Here is a 17,518-nt window from a genome sequence, read left to right as displayed (position 1 = left end):
TCCTCAGCGTCTCCCCACCTTGTGATTCCCGCGAGGGAACCCACGTGAGACGGTCATGACGTTCCAGACGTCCAACGCGTTCCAGAGGTCGGATCCACCATGTCGCAAGACCACTCCACCCCGCTTCCGCCGTACCACGGCACCACCATCGTCAGCGTGCGCCGCGGCAACCAGGTCGCGATCGGCGGCGACGGCCAGGTGACGCTGGGCACCATCGTCGTGAAGTCCACGGCGCGCAAGGTGCGCAAGCTCCACAAGAACCAGGTGCTGGCGGGTTTCGCCGGCGCGACGGCGGACGCGTTCACGCTGTTCGAGCGCTTCGAGGCGAAGCTGGAGAAGTACGAGGGCAACCTCGTGCGCGCGGCCGTGGAGCTGACGCGGGACTGGCGCACCGACCGCGTGCTGCGGCGGCTGGAGGCGATGCTGGCGGTGGCCGACCGCACGGCCTCGCTCATCATCACCGGCAACGGCGACGTGCTGGAGCCCGAGCAGGGCATCGTCGCCATCGGCAGCGGCGGCGCCTATGCGCAGGCGGCGGCGAAGGCGCTGCTCAATCACAGCGCGCTGAGCGCGGTGGACATCGTCAAGCAGTCGCTGGTCATTGCCGGCGAGATCTGCATCTACACCAACGGCAACCACACGATCGAGGTCCTCGAATGAACAGTCACGCGGCGCCGGGCCGCCCCAGGCAAGTGACCGCCCCCTCGGGGGATCGGTCGATGGTTCCATCGAACGAGGGGCTCCAATGAGCAGCAGCATGACCCCGCAGGAAATCGTCTCCGAACTCGACCGGCACATCGTCGGCCAGGCCGACGCGAAACGCGCCGTCGCGATCGCGTTGCGCAACCGCTGGCGGCGCCAGCAGGTCGACGAGAAGCTGCGCGGCGAGATCACGCCGAAGAACATCCTCATGATCGGCCCGACCGGCGTCGGCAAGACCGAGATCGCACGCCGGCTGGCGAAGCTGGCCGATGCGCCCTTCATCAAGGTCGAGGCGACGAAGTTCACCGAGGTCGGTTACGTCGGCAAGGACGTCGACAGCATCGTGCGCGACCTGGTCGACATCGCGGTCAAGCAGGAGCGCGAGCGCCAGATGCGCTTCCAGCGCGCGCGGGCCGAGGACGCGACCGAGGAGCGCATCCTCGACGCGCTGGTGCCCCCGCCGCGCTCGTCGACCGGTTTCGCGCCGGCGACGACCGAAGGCGGCACCGCCGACAACACGGCGCGCCAGGTCATGCGCAAGCGCCTGCGTGAAGGCGCGATGGACGACAAGGAGATCGAGATCCAGCTGAGCGAGGGCAAGCCCTCGATGGAGATCCTCGGGCCGCAGGGCATGGAGGAGATGGCCGAGCAGCTCAAGGGCCTGTTCTCGCAGATGGGCCAGGAAAAGAAGATCACGCGCAAGCTGAAGATCGCCGAGGCCCGCAAGCTGCTGGTCGAGGAAGAGGCCGGCAAGCTCGTCAACGAGGACGAGATCAAGACCGCGGCGCTGGCGATGGCGCAGGAGAACGGCATCGTCTTCATCGACGAGATCGACAAGGTGGCGACGCGCAACGAGCACAGCGGCGGCGCGGACGTGTCGCGCCAGGGCGTGCAGCGCGACCTGCTGCCGCTGGTCGAAGGCACGACGGTGAACACGAAGTACGGGATGGTGAAGACCGACCACATCCTGTTCATCGCCTCGGGCGCGTTCCACCTGAGCAAGCCCAGCGACCTGATCCCCGAGCTGCAGGGCCGCTTCCCGATCCGGGTGGAGCTGAAGTCGCTGTCGGTGGGCGACTTCGAGGCCATCCTGTCGAGCACGCACGCGAGCCTGGTGAAGCAGTACCAGGCCTTGCTGGCGACGGAAGGCCTGACGCTGGAGCTCAGCGCCGACGGCATCCGCCGGCTGGCGCAGATCGCCTACGAGGTCAACGAGCGCACCGAGAACATCGGCGCGCGCCGGCTGTCGACGGTCCTGGAGCGGCTGCTGGACGACATCAGCTTCGACGCGCACAAGCACGCCGGCAAGACGGTGACGATCGACGGCGCGCAGGTCGACGAGAAGCTGGGCGCGCTGGCGCAGGACGAGGATCTGAGCCGGTTCATTCTTTGAGCCGAGAGATCAGAATGGCGCCATGAGCGCCCTTCCCCCCACCGACCTCTCCAGCATCCCCGGGCCCGCGCGGGCCGAGATCCACGCGCGGCTCCGGACCGCCGAATCGGAACACCGGGTGCGCGTGCTGCTGGCCGTCGAGTCCGGCAGCCGCGCCTGGGGTTTTGCGTCGCCCGACAGCGACTTCGATGCGCGCTTCATCTACGCGAACCGGACGGACTGGTACCTGTCGGTCGGGCTGGAAGAGCAGCGCGACGTCATCGAGTACCCGATCGTCGACGAGATGGACATCAACGGCTGGGACCTGCGCAAGGCGCTGCGGCTGTTCTGGGGATCCAATCCGGGTTTCGTCGAATGGATCCAGTCGCCCATCGTCTACGAGAGCAGCACCAACTTCCACGCGCGTGCCCGTGAGCTGCTGCCGATCGTGTATTCGATCGTGCGCGGCATCCATCACTACCGCAGCATGGCGAAGACGACCTTCCGTACGCACCTGCAAGCGGACGAGGTCAAGCTCAAGAAGTATTTCTACGTGCTGCGGCCGCTCCTCGCGGTCCGCTGGCTGGAGCGCGAGCGGCAGCCCGCCCCCATCGAGTTCCACCGCCTGCTGCAGACGGTCGACGACGACTCGGACGTGCTGGCCGCCATCCACGAGCTCCTCGAGCTCAAACGCCACACCTCGGAGGTCGGCGTGTCGGCGCAGATCGTGCCCATCCAGCGGTTCATCGAGGGCGAACTGGACCGGATCGAGGCCTTGGAGCTGCCGATCAACGATCGACCGGAAGTCGAGCCGCTGCTGTCCGAGTTCTTCCGTCAGGTGCTGCGCGAATGCGAGGAACCTGCTTGAGCCGCGGCACCAACGGCGACAGCGCCGTCACCGCTGCCCTCGGCGCGCGCTAGCCCCGCGTCGGGGGCGCCTTGGCGGTCGTCGCCGGGCCCTTCACCCCCGCCTTCACCTTCCCCAATACCGACGTCGCCGTCACCCGCGCCTTCGCCGGCGCGCGTTGCGACTCCACCTCGCGGATCACCTCGATGAACGCGCGCAACGCAGCGGGCATCAGACGGCTGCTCGGGTAGTACAGGTGGTGGCCGGGGATGGGCGGCGTCCAGTCGTCGAGCACCGTCACCAGACGCCCTGAAGCGATCTCCGCCTCGGCCTTCGTGGACCAGACATAGGCGAGCCCCATCCCCTTGGCCGCCGCCTCGACCATCAGCCCGATGTGATCGAGCGTCAACGACCCCGGGACGTCGACCTTCAGCGATTGCCGCTGGCGCTCGAACTCCCAGCGGTACATCTTGCCGCTCGGTAGGCGGAAGCGGATGCAGCGGTGCTCGGCGAGCGCATCCGGCGTGCGCGGCGTGCCGTGTCGCGCGAGGTAGTCCGGCGACGCCACCACGATGAAGCGCACGTCGCCGCCGAAGGGCACCGCGACCATGTCCTGCGGCAGCGCCTCGCCGAGCCGCACCCCGGCGTCGAAGCCCTCGGCGACGATGTCCACCAGCTTGCCCTCGGTGACCAGGTCCAGTTGCACGTCCGGATGGCGTTCGACGAACGCGGGAACGATGCCCCGCATCAGCTCGCCGGCGGCGATCTCCGACACGTTGATCCTCAGCCGGCCCGACGTGCGCCCGCTCAGCGATCCCAGATCGCCCAGCGCGTTGTCCAGCTCCGCCAGGATCGGCCCGACGTTGCGCGCCAGTTGCTGGCCGGCGTCCGTCGGCGCCACGCTGCGCGTCGTGCGGTTGAAGAGCCGCACGCCCAGCCGCTCTTCCATCCCCCGCACCAGATGGCTGAGGCTGGACGGCGACATCCCCAGCTCATCCGCCGCCGCGCGGAAGGATTGATGCCGCACGATCGCCAGGAACGCGGTCAGCTCCGACAGGCTCGGGCGCTCAGCCATGGCGCCCGTCTGCGCGCTGATTCATGAATATTCCCCAGTAGCTCGTTTCAATTCCTGAGCATAGACGCATCAATCGCCAGTTCCTAGAGTTCGTTCCACACCGCGCCGCAATTCAACCAGGCGTCCGCGGCATTCCCACCTGCCCTCCCCCCCTCAATCCCCACAAGGAGTTCCCCATGAAGACCTGGTTCATCACCGGCGCCTCGCGCGGCTTCGGCGCCCTGTTCGTCAAGGAAGCGCTCGAGCGCGGCGACAACGTCGTCGCCACCGCCCGCAACGCCCGCGCCATCGTCGACAAGTTCGGCGACCACCCTCGCCTGCTCGCGGCCAACCTCGACGTCACCGACGAGGCGCAGGCCCGCGCCGCCGTCGAGGAGGCGGTCCAGCGCTTCGGCCGCATCGACGTGGTGGTCAACAACGCCGGCTTCGGTGTCCTCGGCGCGATCGAGGAGACCAGCGCCGCGGACGTCGAAGCGGTGTACCGCACCAACGTCTTCGGCCTGCTGGCCGTGACGCGCGCGGTGCTGCCGCAACTGCGCCGGCAGCGCGCGGGCCACGTGATCAACATCTCGTCGATCGGCGGCTACCGCAGCGCGGCGGGCTTCGGCGTGTATGCCTCCACCAAGTTCGCCGTCGAAGGCATCAGCGAGGCGCTCGCCGACGAAGTGAAGCCGCTGGGCATCCACGTGACGATCGTGGAGCCGGGCTACTTCCGCACGGACTTCCTCGATGGCGGCTCGCTGACGACGACCCCGTCCACGATCCCCGATTACGCCGACACGCCGGTCGGCGCCGTGCGCCGCATCGCGGCCGATCTGAATCATCAGCAGCCGGGCGATCCGGCGCGCCTGGCGAAGGCGCTGCTGAAGGTCGTCGACGCGGAAGTCCCGCCGCTGCGCATGCCGTTCGGCTCGGACACCGTCGCGGCGATCGAGAAGAAGAACGCGTTCGTCGCCGGGGAACTCGCCCAGTGGCGCGCGCTGGCGGTGTCGACGGACTTCCCGACTTCACCCTGAGTTCACACCGGGCTCATGCTGAGCTCGACACGCATGGCGAGACTGGGTCCTTCACCTTCAGAAAAGGACCCGTCCCCCATGAACCGCTTTCTCGCTTCCGTGCTCATCGGGCTGCTGGTGTGGAACCTCTCGACCGCCCTGCTCATCGACGTCTACGTCCCCTCGCCCTGCAACGCCGCCGGTCGCTGCGACGGGGACATGGCCTTCACGCTCAAGGTCGTCGGCATCTGGTTCGGCATGTTCTGGGCGACCTCGGCCTCGGTGCTGCTCTACAACATCGCATGGTGGAAGCGCGAATGGGCGCGGCATCAACGTCATCAGCGGCAACGCTGAGACCATCGCGTGGCCTTGTCGAGAACCGCCGGCGTCATTCGTCGTGTGTCATCTACCCTCGACGAACTCCAGGAGCCCGCATGACCGACGATCCCGTTCACACCTTCCTGCGCGACTACGCCGCCGCCGTCTTCGACCGCGACCTGCAGCGCTTCGTCGACCTGTATGCCGAGGACATGCAAGTCTTCGACAGCTGGAACCGGTGGGAGTACGCCGGCCGTGAGGACTGGGCCGGCATGATCGCCGCCTGGTTCGGCGGCATCCAGGATGTGCGCGTCCGCGTCACGGCGAAGGACGTCAAGTCCTGGCACGACGCGCAGGTGGCCGGCGGCTCGGCGACGCTGGCATTCGCGGCGCTCGATGCCGATGGCCAGCCGCTGCGCGCCACCGAAAACCGCCTCACGGTGCTCCTGCGCAACGACGGCGGCACGTGGCGCGTCGTTCATCAGCACACCTCCGTGCCCGTGGACTTCCAGAGCAAGCAGGCCGTGAGTCGCTGAAGGTCCGCGGGCATCGGAGATCGACCTCGGGTTCAAGGTCGACGTGTGAGCCTCAGTTGTCCTTCTCGACCTGCGACATCGGGAGCGAGGGGACAGGCGACGGCGCGAAGTCAGAGCGCCAGTCGATGCGCCTGCAGCGCCAGCAGCCCATCGAAGATCAGCGAGTCGATCAGCTCGTGCGGGATGTCCAGCGCGGGCGAGACCTTCCAGCCCGCGCCGCCGGTCATCAGCGTGACCGGCGCCTGGCCGCAGCGCTTCAGGATGTGGCGATGCATGCGCTCGATCGCGCCGGTGATCGCGTAGTTGCCGCCGCTGGTGAGCGCGTCCGACGTGTTCGTCGGGAACTCGCGCACCTCGCCGGTCGGCACCCGCAGGCCGGCCGTGCCGCCTTCCAGCGAGCGCAGCATGATCCCGTGGCCCGGCAGGATCAAGCCGCCGAGGAAACGTCCGTCCGCGTCGAGCGCGTCGACCGTCACCGCGGTGCCCACCATCACCACCAGCGCCGGCTTGGGCGCCTGCCCGCGTCCGCGCGCCAGCACATGGTGCCGCGCGCCGATCAGCGCGACGAAGCGGTCCGCGCCCAGACGTCCCGGATGGTCGTACCCGTTGGTTACGCCGCCGGCCTGGGCGGACGAGGCCACCCAGCGCGGCTCGATGTCCCAGATCTCCTCCATCTGCTCCTCGACGCGATGCCGCATCGCGTCGCCGGCGACGTTGCTGCCGAGCATGCTGCCCGGCGCCGCCGGCAGCTTGGCCCAGTCGTTCTCGGCGAGCGTCTCGATGTTCTCCAGGAACTGCGCGCCGTGCGCCAGCATCGGACTGCCCGGTTGGGGGCCGGCATAGAGCGCCCACTTGAGGCGGGTGTTGCCGATGTCGATGGCCAGGAAGCTCATGGGGGAGATGCCAGCAAGTGTGGAGTACTTGGGGGAAATGTCGGTGACATGAGGGACTGGGCGGCAGGTTAGCAGTGTTTGTCCTCAAGCCGGTGCACCGGACAGCCGATTTAGGATTGAATCGAGGCTCGTCGCACCACCCCGGGGCGACGCCGTCGACACAACAACAAGGCTCCGGACCGATGAAGTTCTCCATCGCCACGCGACTGTGGATCCCCGTCGCCGTCATGTCCGTCATGACGGTCGTCATGTCGCTGGGAGCCGCGTCCCGGACACGCAGCCTGCTGGAAGTCGCCCAGGTGACACAGGAGCGGCAGCAGCAGCGTTTCGAACTCGCGCTGCGCTGGCGCGGCCTCACGGAGGCCAACGCGAGCCGCGTGCAGGCCGGGCTGGCCGCGAACGACAACGCCGTCGCCGACTCGATGAAGGCCGACATCGCGCGCACCACCGAGACGATCAACGAGGTCCAGAAGCAGCTCGAGGCGCTGGCCGAAGACGACGACGACAAGGCCGCGATGGCGAAGATCGCCGAGCAGCGCAAGGCCTACATCGCCGCGCGCAACGACGCCAACAAGCTGAAGGCCGGCGGCGACAACGACGGCTCGCACCAGGCGCTCAAGCAGAAGGTCGTGCCCGCGATCGAGCAGTACCTGGCCGCGCAGCAGGAGTTCGTCGTGCTGCAGCAGAAGCGGTCGGCGGCGCTGCGCGAGGCCGCGGGCGCCGAGCGCATGCGCACGGTGTGGGGCGTGGCGGCGCTGATGTCGCTCATCGTGGGCCTGCTGGCGTTGGCCACGGCCTATTTCGTGCGGACGATCTCGGCGCCGTTGAAGTCGCTGATGTCCGAGGCCGAGCGCATCGGCGAGGGCGACCTGTTCCACGTCGAGCGCGACTACCGCGAGGACGAGATCGGCGACGTGCAGCGCGCGCTGGCCGCGATGAAGAGCTCGCTGCGCAAGGTCATCCGCGAAGTGCGCGCGAGCGCCGACGGCATGCAGACCGCCAGCCAGGAGATCGCCAGCGGCAACCAGGACCTGAGCCAGCGCACCGAGCAGACCGCGTCCAACCTGCAGCAGGCGGCGTCGTCGCTGTCGCAGCTGACCGGCACCGTGCAGCAGAGCGCCGAGAGCGCGCGCACCGCCAACCAGCTGGCGGGCAGCGCGGCCGAGGTGGCGCAGCGCGGCGGCACGGCGGTGGGCGACGTGGTGGGCACGATGGCGCAGATCGACGCGTCGGCCAAGAAGATCAACGACATCATCGGGACCATCGACGGCATCGCGTTCCAGACCAATATCCTGGCGCTGAACGCCGCGGTCGAGGCGGCCCGCGCGGGCGAGCACGGCAAGGGCTTCGCGGTGGTGGCGTCCGAGGTGCGGGCGCTGGCCCAGCGCAGCGCGGGCGCGGCGCGCGAGATCAAGGCGCTGATCGGCGACAGCGTGACCAAGGTGGAGGTCGGCTCGCAGCAGGTGCGCGACGCTGGCGCGACGATGAACGAGATCGTCGCCAGCGTGCAGCGCGTGTCGGACATCATCGGCGAGATCAGTGCGAGCACGGTGGAACAGAGCCAGGGCATCGGCAGCGTCAATGGCTCGGTGGCGCAGCTGGACCAGATGACGCAGCAGAACGCCGCGCTGGTCGAGGAATCGGCCGCCGCCGCCGAATCGCTCAGCGAGCAGGCGCGCAAGCTCACCGCGCTGGTGGGGCACTTCAAGGTCAGCGATCCCAAGCCGAAGCCGGGGGATGCGACGGACGCCGTCGCGGCGCCCGCGCCGATCGCTCGCTCGCCGGCACCGGTTGCAAGGCCTGCCGCCGCGCCGCGTCCGGCGGCGACGTCCGTCGCGAAGAAGCCGCAGGCCCCGAAGCCGTCGACTGCCTCCGCGACCAAGACGCCGGTCGCCAGGCCCGCGGTCAAGACGGCCACGCCTAAGCCCGTGGCAAGGCCTGTCACCAAGGCGCCCGCATCGAAAGCGCCCACCGCGTCGCATACACCAAAACCGGCGGCGCCAGCCCCATCGGGACCCAGCGCAACAGCGGCTCCCGACGGCGATTGGGAAACTTTTTGATCTGGCGCAACGACCTCTTGAATAGAGGTCGTTTTGCTTTGGGAATGGGTTTTGGACGTCCGCGTCCGGATTAGGCTGACTGCCCTCTCCAACTCTTGCGGACGTAGCATGCACTTCATCCCGCATCCCGACGATGCCCCCTCTCCCGTCCCTGACCGTCACATCGCCACGATGGCCACTCTGAATCTTGGATTGCCCGACGATCTGCTGGCCTATCTCGACGAACAGGCCTTCGTGCACGGTCACGACAACAGCGCCGACTACGTCGCCGCGGTTCTCCACCAGCATCGCCAAAATCAGACGCTGAAGCGCCGACTGATCGACAGCATCCAATCAGGTCCGGCTGGATTCGCAGATGACCGGTACTTCGACGAACTGGTCGAGCAGGCCGAAGCAGAGGCCGCAATGCTTCGGAAGGGAGAGCGCGATGAACGCTAAACCCATCATCCTCCAGGTGGATGCCACCAAGTCCGTCAGCCAGATCATGTCGTTCTATGTGCGCGAGGGAGGTCTTGCTCCCGCGATGCAGTTCCAAAAGGCGTTGCGTCGGGCGATCAGCCAGATCGGCTCGGCGCCGACCATCGGGTCGCGGCGTTGGGCGGAGGCACTGAACATGGCGCGCCTTCGTCACTGGCGCGTCGGACACAAGTTTCCGCAGGAAATCTTCTACATCGAGACCGCCGACCACGTGCGTGTCCTCGACGTGATTCATGAGCGTCGGGACATGACGCACTGTCTGGGACGGGACTGAGAGACCCATGCGCAGCGTCGACTCGCTTCTTGCCTGGAAAGTTTCCGCCGGCGGCATCGCCGGCCTGATCCTGAGCATCGGCCTGGCGCGCTTCGCCTACACACCGGTGCTGCCGCTGATGCAGCATCAAGCCGGGCTGGGCGATGCGATGGGCGGCACGCTCGCCGCCGTCAACTACGCGGGCTACATGAGCGGCGCCGTCCTCGCCGCGCTCATCGACGATCCGCGCTGGCGTTCGCGGCTGTACTTCTGGGGCATGCTGCTCGGCCTCGTCGCCACGGCGCTGATGCCGCTCGCGCCCAACCTCGCGCTGTGGGCCGTCTCCCGCTACCTCGGCGGCCTCAGCGGCGCCGCCGGCATGCTGCTGGGCTCCGGCCTCGTGCTGGGCTTCCTGATGCGCGCCGGCAGACGCCCGGAGCTCGGCGTCCACTTCATGGGTCTCGGCCTGGGCATCGTCGTCTCCGCGATCGGCGCGATGGCGATGGACCGGCTCGCGCTCGACTGGGCCGGTCATTGGTGGGGCTTCGTGGTCATCGGCGTGCCGCTGCTCGCCATCACCTGGTGGTGGCGTCCGCCCGTCCCACCACCCGCCACCGCCACGCTCGGCACAGGCGCACCCAGCGCACGCTGGATGCGATGGATGATCGCCGGCTACTTCTGCGCCGGCTGGGGCTTCGTCATCAGCGCGACCTTCACCGTCGCCATCGTCGAACGCCAACCGCTGCTGCACGGCCAGGGTCCGTGGGCCTGGCTGCTCGTCGGTCTCGCCGCCACGCCGGCCGTGTTCCTGTGGGACCGCGTGGCCCGCCGCTTCGGCGATCTCAATGCGCTGCTCGTCGCCTTCGCGCTGCAGATCGTCTCCGTCGTCCTGCCCATGCTGTCCGGCAGCCTCGCCGCGGCGCTCATCGGTGCGCTGCTCTACGGCGCAACCTTCATCGGCCTCGTGAGCCTCACCCTCGCGCTCGTGGGCCGGCGCTCGCCCGGCAACCCGGGCAAGGCGATGGCGCGCCTCACGCTGAGCTACGGCGTCGCGCAGGTCACGGCGCCCGCGCTCGCCGGCGCCATGGCGCAAGCCAGCGGCAGCTACCGCGCCTCGCTCTGGCTGACCGCCGCGGTGCTCACCGTCGGCATGTTGATCATGCTGAGACTACGCCGCCTGGAAGCGCGCGGCGACGCGTGAGTCCTCGATGCCTTCGGCCTTGACGGCTGCGCCGGGCCGGTCGGCCTCCAGATCCTTGAATCTCTTCGACCCGTCGAGGCCGACGTCCGTTCGCCACTGCGGCGACAACGCCACGACGTCGCCGATGACCAGCAGCGCCGGGCTCGGCAGTCCCTCGCGCTCGATCGCGGCGGGCAGGTCGGCGAGCGTCGTGAAGCACTCGCGCTGACGCGGCGTGTGGGCCGCGCTCACGATGACTGCTGGCGTCTCCGCGGCCAGGCCACCGTCTTGCAATGACTGTGCGATCACCGCGGCGCGCGTCAGCCCCATGTAGACCACGAGCGTGAGCCGGCTGCGCGCCAGCGCCGCCCAATCCGGCGCGACGCCGTGTTCTCCGCTGTGCCCCGTCACGAAGGCCACGCCCGGCGTGCAGCGCCGGTCCGTGACCGGGACGCCGACCGATGCCGGCGCCGCGAGACCCGCGGACAAGCCGTTGACCACCTCGACCTCGATCCCCGCTTCGCGCAGCGCGTCGACCTCCTCGCCGCCGCGTCCGAACACGAACGGATCGCCCCCCTTCAGTCGAACGACGCGTGCGCCGGATCTCGCTTCTCGAATCATCAGTTCGTGAATGAAACGCTGCTCCGTCGACACGCAACCGCCGCGCTTGCCCACGCGCAGCACGCGTGCGGAAGCCGGCAGGCACGCCAGCACGCGTGTGTCGACGAGGTCGTCCGTCAGCACGACCTCCGCCTGCTGCAACCGCTTCAGCGCCTTGACGGTGAGCAGCTCAGGATCGCCCGGCCCCGCGCCCACGAGGGACACGCACGGCGGGCGGGCCGACGGGCTGGCAGTCTGATCGGCATCGAGCGGGGTCATGTCGGTTCCTTCACTTGATTCGAGACAGGCATCACCGGGATCGCCGGCGAAGAGGTCGAGGTCGAGGTCGAGGTCGAGGTCGAGGTCGAGGTCGAGGTCGAGGTCGGGGTCCGCGTCGATGCCACGCTGTGCACCAGGCGCCTCAGCGCCGGCAGGCACGAACCGCACTGCGTGCCGCAGCGCAGCTCGCCCTGCAGCGCCGCGAGCCGGGCCTCAGGCGCGCCATCCGGCTGGCGTCGGAGACAGGCAGCGATCGCGTCCTCGCGCACGTTGAAGCAGTTGCAGATCTGCGGACTGACCGCCGCAGCGGGCTGCTCCGCGTCGGGCGCCAGCAGGCGCCGTCCGAACGGGGCGACCGGTGCGCGCTCGCGCCAGAGGGCATCGAGCCACGCGGCCTCGCTGCCCTCGCCGACGCGCATCAACGCTTGCAGCTTCGCGTCCGCGCCTTCGCCGTCAAGTCGCAACGAGCGACTGCGTCCGCGACGCCCGTCGGCATAACGCATCACGCCGACGCCATTCAGTTGGAGCACCGCTGCCAGCGCCTGCACGACATGCCCCGGTGGCGGCGCTGCAAAGGCCAGTTCCAGACTCCACCCTTCCAATGCCTCCTGCGCCGGACCCGGGAGGCAGCAGGCGTAGTCGGCCTCCGCCATCAACGCGCGCAGCTGACTGCGCAATGCAGCGCCTTCGCCGAGCCTGATCCACGCGGCGCCGAAGACCCGCCACGGCAGGTCGACCGCCTCGACAGCCACGGCGGTGAACTTCAGTTCCGGCTGGCGCGAGTCCGGGCAGTACGCGGGCTGTGTCAGCGCGTTGATGCCCGACAGGCCGCGCCCGCCGAGGAACTCGCTGCCCCAATGCATCGGCAGCCAGGCCTGCTGCGCGCCGACGCAGTCGTCCGCGCGCAGCGGCACGATCGCCTCACCGCGCCGGGAGCGCACGCGGACCAGCGCGCCCGCCTTCAGCGCGCGACGATCGATGTCCTGCGGATGCATCGTCAGCGCCGGCCCGGGCTCGCCGGCGAAGAGTTTGGCGACGGTGCCGCTGCGGCTCATGCCGTGCCACTGATCCCGCAGGCGGCCCGTGCTCAGCGCCAACGGGAACTTCGCGTCCTGCACCTCCGCGGTCGCCACGAAAGGCTTCGTGATGAAGCGCGCCCTGCCATCGGCATGAGCGAACTCACCGTCCTCGTAGAGCCGCGCCTTCGCGGCGTTCGCGCCCGCGGGCCAGGGCCACTGTCGCGGCGCCTCTTCCAGCATCGGGTAGCTCAACCCGCCGATGTCGAGGTCCCGCCCGAGCGTCGCCTCGCGATGCTCCAGCCAGAGCTGCTCCTCACGCTCCCAGGCGAAGCGCGACGGCAGGTCCGGCCGCAGCACCGCTTCGATGCGCTGCGCCACGTCCCGCACGATGCGCCAGTCGGCACGGGACTCGCCGGCCGGGGGCAGCGCCGCACGCACGCGGCTGATGCGCCGCTCGCTGTTGGTGACCGTGCCGTCCTTCTCCGCCCAGGTCGCCGCGGGCAGCACCACGTCGGCGAACGCCGCCGTCGCCGTGCCCGCGAAGGCCTCCTGGAGGATGACCAGCTCGCAGCGCGCCAGCGCCGCGCGCACCAGCGCCTGATCGGGCATCGACTGCGCCGGGTTCGTGCACGCGATCCAGAGCGCCTTGAGCTCGCCCCGCGCCGCCGCCTGGAACAGCTCGACCGCTGTCTTCCCCGGACGATCCGGCAGCGCGTCCACACCCCACATCGCAGCGACCTCCGCGCGATGGACCGCATTGCCCGGGTCGCGATGGCCGGGCAACAGCGTCGCCATCCCGCCGCTCTCGCGGCCGCCCATCGCATTGGGCTGACCCGTCAACGAGAACGGCCCCGCGCCCGCGCGGCCGATCTGGCCCGTCGCGAGATGCAGGTTGATCAGCGCCGTGTTCTTCGCCGCGCCGCTGCTGCTCTGGTTCAGACCCATGCAATACAGCGACAAGGTGGACGGCGACTGCGCGAACCATTGCGCCGCCTGCAGGATGTCCGCTTCCTTCAGCCCGGTCAACCGCGCCGATGCCGCCGGCGTCATCGTCCGCACCAGGGCCTTCAGCGCGTCGAAGCCGCTCGTGTGCCGCGCGATGAACGCGGCATCGATCCAGCCTTCCCAGATCGCCGCGTGCAGCATCCCGTGGAAGAGCGCGACATCGCTGCCCGGCTTCAGCGCCAGGTGCAGATCGGCGAACTCCGCCGTCTCGGTGCGGCGCGGGTCGACCACGATGATCTTCATCCCCGGCCGCGCGGCGCGCGCCGCCTCGATGCGGCGGAACAGGATCGGATGCGCCCACGCCGTGTTGGCGCCGGCGATGAACAGGCAGTCCGTCTGCTCCAGGTCCTCGTAGCAGCTGGGCGGCGCATCCGCCCCCAGCGACTGCTTGTAGCCCACGACCGCCGAGCTCATGCACAAGCGCGAGTTGCTGTCGATGTTGTTGGTGCCGATCAGCCCGCGCGCCAGCTTGTTGAACGCGTGGTAGTCCTCGGTCAGCAGCTGCCCCGAGATGTAGAAGCCGATCGCGTCCGGGCCATGCGCGGCGCGGATCGCCAGCAATCGATCGGCGAGCTGCTGCGTCGTCGTGTCCCAATCCAGCGGCTGGAGCGGCGAGTCGCGCGTCGCCCGCCACGCCGGCTGCAGCAGCCGCTGCTGCGCGCGCACCAGCGGCGTGGCCGTCAGATGCAGCGTCGACCCCTTGGTGCAGAGCCGGCCGAAGTTGGCCGGATGATCCGGATCGCCGCGCACGCCGACGATCCGCGCCTGCGCGCCTTCACCGGTGGCATCGATCAGCACGCCGCAGCCGACGCCGCAGTACGGGCAGGTCGACCGCGTGCTGCGCACGTCCGGGCTCATCGACGACAGCGGCTCGGCCACCACGTCATCACCGCTCAGCAGGCCGCGCGCGTGCAGGGCCCGGCCGTCACCGCCGGCAGATCGATCCCGACGGTGTCGAGCTCGTCGCGATCGAGCAGGACGGCGCCGTCCTCGACCTTCACCTGGAACACTGGCGTGCGGCCCTCGTCCGGCTCGCGCGCACAGCCGTTCTCCAGCGCGATGGTCCAGTTGTGCAGCGGGCACGCGACCGCGTTGCCGAACACGATGCCCTGGCTGAGCGGCCCCGCCTTGTGGGGGCAGCGGTCGAGCAGCGCATGCACGCGGTCGTCCGCGGTGCGGAACAGCGCGACCTGCGGGCCCTGCGCACGGGCGACGCGTCGCGAGCCCAGCACCGGGATGTCGGCCACGGTGCAGACGGAGATCCAGTTCGTCATCGGGTGCTCCTCACGCCTGAACGGTGGCTTGAATGGTGGCTTGAACGGCGGGCTGAACGTTGGTTTGCACCGTGGCGACGGGCTCGAACTGCCGCACGTCCACCTGCGCCTTGGCGAATTCGAACCACGGGTCCGGCTCGCCGTCGAGCGCGAACTGCAGCTCCGCCCACAGCGCCTTGCGCCCCTCGGCGTCGTCGAGGATGCGGCGCTTCACATGGTCCAGGCCCACGCGGCTGACGTAGTGCACGGTGCGTTCGAGGTACCAGCCCTCCTTGCGGTAGAGCTGCATGAAGGCGCCGGTGTATTCCATGACCTCCCCGGCCGTCTTGAGCTTGACCAGGAAGTGCGCCACCTCGGTCTTGATGCCGCCGTTGCCCGCGACGTACATCTCCCAGCCCGAGTCCACGCCGATGATGCCGACGTCCTTGATGCCGGCCTCCGCGCAGTTGCGCGGGCAGCCGCTGACGGCGAACTTCACCTTGTGCGGCGCATACATCCGCCACATCGCGCGCTCCAGGTCCTTGCCCATCTGCGTGCTGTCCTGCGTGCCCATGCGGCACCATTCGGACCCCACGCAGGTCTTCACCGTGCGCAGCGCCTTCGCATAGGCATGGCCGCTGGGCATCCCGATGTCGCGCCAGACGTCGACCAGATCCTCCTTGCGGACGCCCAGCAGGTCGATGCGCTGGCCGCCGGTCACCTTGACGGTGGGGATCTTGTACTTGTCGACGGCGTCGGCGATCCGGCGCAGCTCATCGGCGCTCGTCTCTCCGCCCCACATCCGCGGGATCACCGAGTAGGTCCCGTCCTTCTGGATGTTCGCGTGGCTGCGCTCGTTGATGAAACGCGACTGCGGATCGTCGACGGCCTCCTTGGGCCACGACGAGAGCAGGTAGTAGTTGAGCGCCGGCCGGCAGGTCGCGCAACCGTTGGGGGTCTTCCAGCCCAGGCGCGCGTACACGTCGCCGAGCCTGATCAGGTGCTCGTCGAAGATGGCGTCGCGCACCTCCTGGTGGCTCAGCTCGGTGCAGCCGCAGACGGCCTTCTTCCTCGGCGCCGACGAATAGTCGCCGCCCGCCGTGAACATCAGCAGCTGCTCGACCAGGCCGGTGCAGGAGCCGCAGCTCGCGCTCGCCTTGGTGTGCTTGCGCACCTCCTCCAGCGTGAACAGGCCCTTCTCCTTGATCGCCTTGCAGATGGCGCCCTTGGTGACGCCGTTGCAGCCGCAGACCTCGTCGCTGTCGGCCATCGCGGCCGCCTTGTTGTGGCCCTGGTGGCCGACGTCGCCGATGTTGCTCTCGCCGAACATCAGCTTGTCGCGGATGTCGCCGATCTTGCGGCCCTCGCGCAGCAGCTTGAAGTACCAGCTGCCGTCGACGGTGTCGCCGTACAGGCAGGCACCGACGAGCTGGTCCTCCTTGATCACGAGCTTCTTGTAGACGCCGGCGAAGGGGTCGCTCATCACGATCTCCTCGGTGCCCTCGCCGCCCATGAAGTCGCCGGCCGAGAACAGGTCGATGCCGGTGACCTTCAGCTTGGTGCTGGTCTGGCTGCCGAGGTAGCGGCCGATGCCGAACTGCGCCAGGTGGTTCGCGCAGACCTTGCCCTGCTCGAACAGCGGCGCGACCAGACCGTACGCGATGCCGCGGTGCGCGGCGCATTCGCCGACCGCATAGACGCGCGGATCGGTCACCGTCTGCAGCGTGTCGGTGACGACGATGCCGCGCTGGCAGTGCAGTCCGGCGCGCTCCGCCAGCGCGGTGTTGGGGCGGATGCCGGCGGCCATCACGACGAGGTCGGCGGGGATCTCCTCGCCGTCCTTGAAGCGGACGGCGCGGACCCGGCTGCCAGCCGCGGCCTCCCCCTCCGGCAGGCCGTCCTTGTCGCCGATCAGCGCCTCCGTCTGCGCGCCCATGCGGAAGCGCAGGCCGCGTTCCTGCAGCGACTTGCGCAGCAGGTCGCCGGCCTGGTCGTCGAGCTGGCGTTCCATCAGCCAGCCGGCGATGTGGATCACCGTGACCTGCATGCCGCGCAGCATCAGCCCATTCGCCGCCTCCAGGCCCAGCAGGCCGCCACCGATGACGACGGCGTGGCGGTACTTCGTCGCCGCCTCGATCATCGTGTTGGTGTCGGCGATGTCGCGGTACGCGATCACGCCTTCCAGTTCCTTGCCCGGCACCGGCAGGATGAAGGGCGTCGATCCGGTGGCGATCAGCAGCCGGTCGTACTCGGCCTCGGTGCCGTCGTCGGCGACGACCTTGCGCCTGATGCGGTCGATGCTCGTCACCGTCTTGCCGAGGTGCAGCGTGATGCCGTGCTCCTCGTACCAGGACAGCGGATTCAGGACGATCTCGTCCAGCGTCTGCTCGCCGGCGAGCACCGGGCTCAGCAGGATGCGGTTGTAGTTGGGATGCGGCTCGGCGCCGAAGACGGTGATGTCGTAGAGATCGGGCGCGATCTTCAGCAGCTCTTCGATCGTCCGGATGCCGGCCATGCCGTTGCCGATCATCACGAGCTTCATCTTCTTCGCCGCGGAGGCCCCGGCAGGCGGGGACAGAGGCGGAAGGTCGGGGGTGGCGTTCATGGGGACGCTCCTGGAGATAGGGGAGAGGCGCGGGCCTCGGTACTTCCAC

General features: G+C 69.0%; 16 protein-coding genes. 10 read left to right on the top strand and 6 right to left on the bottom strand.

Annotation, left to right across the window (positions count from 1 at the left end; translation table 11 throughout):
* Window positions 1–99: 99 nt before the first annotated feature.
* The 3 genes from hslV to AC07O8_RS08805 all read left to right on the top strand — a co-directional run bounded on the left by hslV (window position 100) and on the right by AC07O8_RS08805 (window position 2,942).
* On the top strand, window positions 100–660 hold the full coding sequence (hslV, locus tag AC07O8_RS08815; protein WP_495047665.1) for an ATP-dependent protease subunit HslV: 561 nt from the start codon (window positions 100–102) through the stop codon (window positions 658–660).
* A 97-nt stretch (window positions 661–757) separates the two neighbouring features.
* Window positions 758–2,095 carry an ATP-dependent protease ATPase subunit HslU gene (gene hslU, locus AC07O8_RS08810; RefSeq protein WP_495047664.1) on the top strand — a complete coding sequence of 446 codons (1,338 nt, stop codon included), beginning with the start codon at window positions 758–760 and terminating at the stop codon, window positions 2,093–2,095.
* A 22-nt stretch (window positions 2,096–2,117) separates the two neighbouring features.
* Entirely contained in the window at window positions 2,118–2,942 is an 825-nt protein-coding gene (locus AC07O8_RS08805; RefSeq protein ID WP_495047663.1) for a nucleotidyltransferase domain-containing protein, read from the top strand.
* A gap of 49 nt (window positions 2,943–2,991) precedes the next feature.
* Here the strand turns inward: AC07O8_RS08805 and AC07O8_RS08800 are convergent, their stop codons facing one another.
* A complete protein-coding gene (locus AC07O8_RS08800) occupies window positions 2,992–3,996 on the bottom strand; it encodes a LysR family transcriptional regulator (protein WP_495047662.1) in 1,005 nt (334 codons plus the stop codon).
* A 176-nt stretch (window positions 3,997–4,172) separates the two neighbouring features.
* Here AC07O8_RS08800 and AC07O8_RS08795 point away from each other — a divergent pair, with 176 nt between their 5' ends.
* The 3 genes from AC07O8_RS08795 to AC07O8_RS08785 all read left to right on the top strand — a co-directional run bounded on the left by AC07O8_RS08795 (window position 4,173) and on the right by AC07O8_RS08785 (window position 5,845).
* Window positions 4,173–5,012, top strand: a complete 840-nt coding sequence (locus AC07O8_RS08795; protein WP_495047661.1) for an oxidoreductase — start codon at window positions 4,173–4,175, stop codon at window positions 5,010–5,012.
* A gap of 78 nt (window positions 5,013–5,090) precedes the next feature.
* Complete coding sequence (locus AC07O8_RS08790) at window positions 5,091–5,345, top strand: hypothetical protein (protein ID WP_495047660.1); 255 nt, start codon at window positions 5,091–5,093, stop codon at window positions 5,343–5,345.
* Window positions 5,346–5,425: 80 nt separating this feature from the next.
* Complete coding sequence (locus tag AC07O8_RS08785) at window positions 5,426–5,845, top strand: YybH family protein (protein WP_495047659.1); 420 nt, start codon at window positions 5,426–5,428, stop codon at window positions 5,843–5,845.
* A 110-nt stretch (window positions 5,846–5,955) separates the two neighbouring features.
* On the opposite strand, the gene AC07O8_RS08780 is transcribed toward AC07O8_RS08785, so the two are convergent.
* Window positions 5,956–6,738: a type III pantothenate kinase gene (locus tag AC07O8_RS08780; RefSeq protein ID WP_297525316.1), complete on the bottom strand. Its 783-nt coding sequence runs from the start codon at window positions 6,736–6,738 to the stop codon at window positions 5,956–5,958.
* 182 nt (window positions 6,739–6,920) lie between these two features.
* Here AC07O8_RS08780 and AC07O8_RS08775 point away from each other — a divergent pair, with 182 nt between their 5' ends.
* The 4 genes from AC07O8_RS08775 to AC07O8_RS08760 all read left to right on the top strand — a co-directional run bounded on the left by AC07O8_RS08775 (window position 6,921) and on the right by AC07O8_RS08760 (window position 10,729).
* Entirely contained in the window at window positions 6,921–8,798 is a 1,878-nt protein-coding gene (locus AC07O8_RS08775) for a methyl-accepting chemotaxis protein (protein WP_495047658.1), read from the top strand.
* Between the two features lie 171 nt (window positions 8,799–8,969).
* Window positions 8,970–9,236 (top strand): hypothetical protein, encoded by a 267-nt coding sequence (locus AC07O8_RS08770; RefSeq protein ID WP_495047657.1) that lies wholly within the window; start codon window positions 8,970–8,972, stop codon window positions 9,234–9,236.
* Window positions 9,226–9,549 (top strand): type II toxin-antitoxin system RelE/ParE family toxin, encoded by a 324-nt coding sequence (locus tag AC07O8_RS08765; RefSeq protein ID WP_495047656.1) that lies wholly within the window; start codon window positions 9,226–9,228, stop codon window positions 9,547–9,549. The genes AC07O8_RS08770 and AC07O8_RS08765 overlap by 11 nt, the downstream gene beginning before the upstream one ends.
* Before the next feature lie 7 nt (window positions 9,550–9,556).
* Window positions 9,557–10,729, top strand: coding sequence for a YbfB/YjiJ family MFS transporter (locus AC07O8_RS08760; protein WP_495047655.1), 1,173 nt, complete (start codon window positions 9,557–9,559; stop codon window positions 10,727–10,729).
* On the opposite strand, the gene cobA is transcribed toward AC07O8_RS08760, so the two are convergent.
* From cobA to nirB, 4 genes are read right to left on the bottom strand one after another with little or no spacing between them, the layout of a single operon-like run.
* Window positions 10,697–11,587, bottom strand: coding sequence for a uroporphyrinogen-III C-methyltransferase (gene cobA / locus AC07O8_RS08755; protein ID WP_495048119.1), 891 nt, complete (start codon window positions 11,585–11,587; stop codon window positions 10,697–10,699). The genes AC07O8_RS08760 and cobA overlap by 33 nt on opposite strands.
* Window positions 11,584–14,457, bottom strand: coding sequence for a nitrate reductase (locus tag AC07O8_RS08750; RefSeq protein ID WP_495048118.1), 2,874 nt, complete (start codon window positions 14,455–14,457; stop codon window positions 11,584–11,586). Before AC07O8_RS08750 ends, cobA begins: the two co-directional genes overlap by 4 nt.
* A gap of 47 nt (window positions 14,458–14,504) precedes the next feature.
* Window positions 14,505–14,885, bottom strand: coding sequence for a nitrite reductase small subunit NirD (gene nirD, locus AC07O8_RS08745; protein ID WP_495047654.1), 381 nt, complete (start codon window positions 14,883–14,885; stop codon window positions 14,505–14,507).
* A 10-nt stretch (window positions 14,886–14,895) separates the two neighbouring features.
* Window positions 14,896–17,469, bottom strand: a complete 2,574-nt coding sequence (gene nirB, locus AC07O8_RS08740) for a nitrite reductase large subunit NirB (RefSeq protein WP_495047653.1) — start codon at window positions 17,467–17,469, stop codon at window positions 14,896–14,898.
* Window positions 17,470–17,518: the final 49 nt, after the last annotated feature.

The organism is Roseateles sp. GW821-FHT09G09 (assembly GCF_059415965.1).
Note: the sequence above shows the minus strand (reverse complement) of the source record. Positions and strands in the feature narration are given on the sequence as shown.

Bases quoted from the DNA above. Each gene is read 5' to 3' on its own strand.
- hslV (WP_495047665.1), top strand. From the start codon at position 100: ATGTCGCAAGACCACTCCACCCCGCTTCCGCCGTACCACGGCACCACC.
- hslU (WP_495047664.1), top strand. From the start codon at position 758: ATGACCCCGCAGGAAATCGTCTCCGAACTCGACCGGCACATCGTCGGC.
- AC07O8_RS08805 (WP_495047663.1), top strand. From the start codon at position 2,118: ATGAGCGCCCTTCCCCCCACCGACCTCTCCAGCATCCCCGGGCCCGCG.
- AC07O8_RS08800 (WP_495047662.1), bottom strand. From the start codon at position 3,996: ATGGCTGAGCGCCCGAGCCTGTCGGAGCTGACCGCGTTCCTGGCGATC.
- AC07O8_RS08795 (WP_495047661.1), top strand. From the start codon at position 4,173: ATGAAGACCTGGTTCATCACCGGCGCCTCGCGCGGCTTCGGCGCCCTG.
- AC07O8_RS08790 (WP_495047660.1), top strand. From the start codon at position 5,091: ATGAACCGCTTTCTCGCTTCCGTGCTCATCGGGCTGCTGGTGTGGAAC.
- AC07O8_RS08785 (WP_495047659.1), top strand. From the start codon at position 5,426: ATGACCGACGATCCCGTTCACACCTTCCTGCGCGACTACGCCGCCGCC.
- AC07O8_RS08780 (WP_297525316.1), bottom strand. From the start codon at position 6,738: ATGAGCTTCCTGGCCATCGACATCGGCAACACCCGCCTCAAGTGGGCG.
- AC07O8_RS08775 (WP_495047658.1), top strand. From the start codon at position 6,921: ATGAAGTTCTCCATCGCCACGCGACTGTGGATCCCCGTCGCCGTCATG.
- AC07O8_RS08770 (WP_495047657.1), top strand. From the start codon at position 8,970: ATGGCCACTCTGAATCTTGGATTGCCCGACGATCTGCTGGCCTATCTC.
- AC07O8_RS08765 (WP_495047656.1), top strand. From the start codon at position 9,226: ATGAACGCTAAACCCATCATCCTCCAGGTGGATGCCACCAAGTCCGTC.
- AC07O8_RS08760 (WP_495047655.1), top strand. From the start codon at position 9,557: ATGCGCAGCGTCGACTCGCTTCTTGCCTGGAAAGTTTCCGCCGGCGGC.
- cobA (WP_495048119.1), bottom strand. From the start codon at position 11,587: ATGACCCCGCTCGATGCCGATCAGACTGCCAGCCCGTCGGCCCGCCCG.
- nirD (WP_495047654.1), bottom strand. From the start codon at position 14,885: ATGACGAACTGGATCTCCGTCTGCACCGTGGCCGACATCCCGGTGCTG.
- nirB (WP_495047653.1), bottom strand. From the start codon at position 17,469: ATGAACGCCACCCCCGACCTTCCGCCTCTGTCCCCGCCTGCCGGGGCC.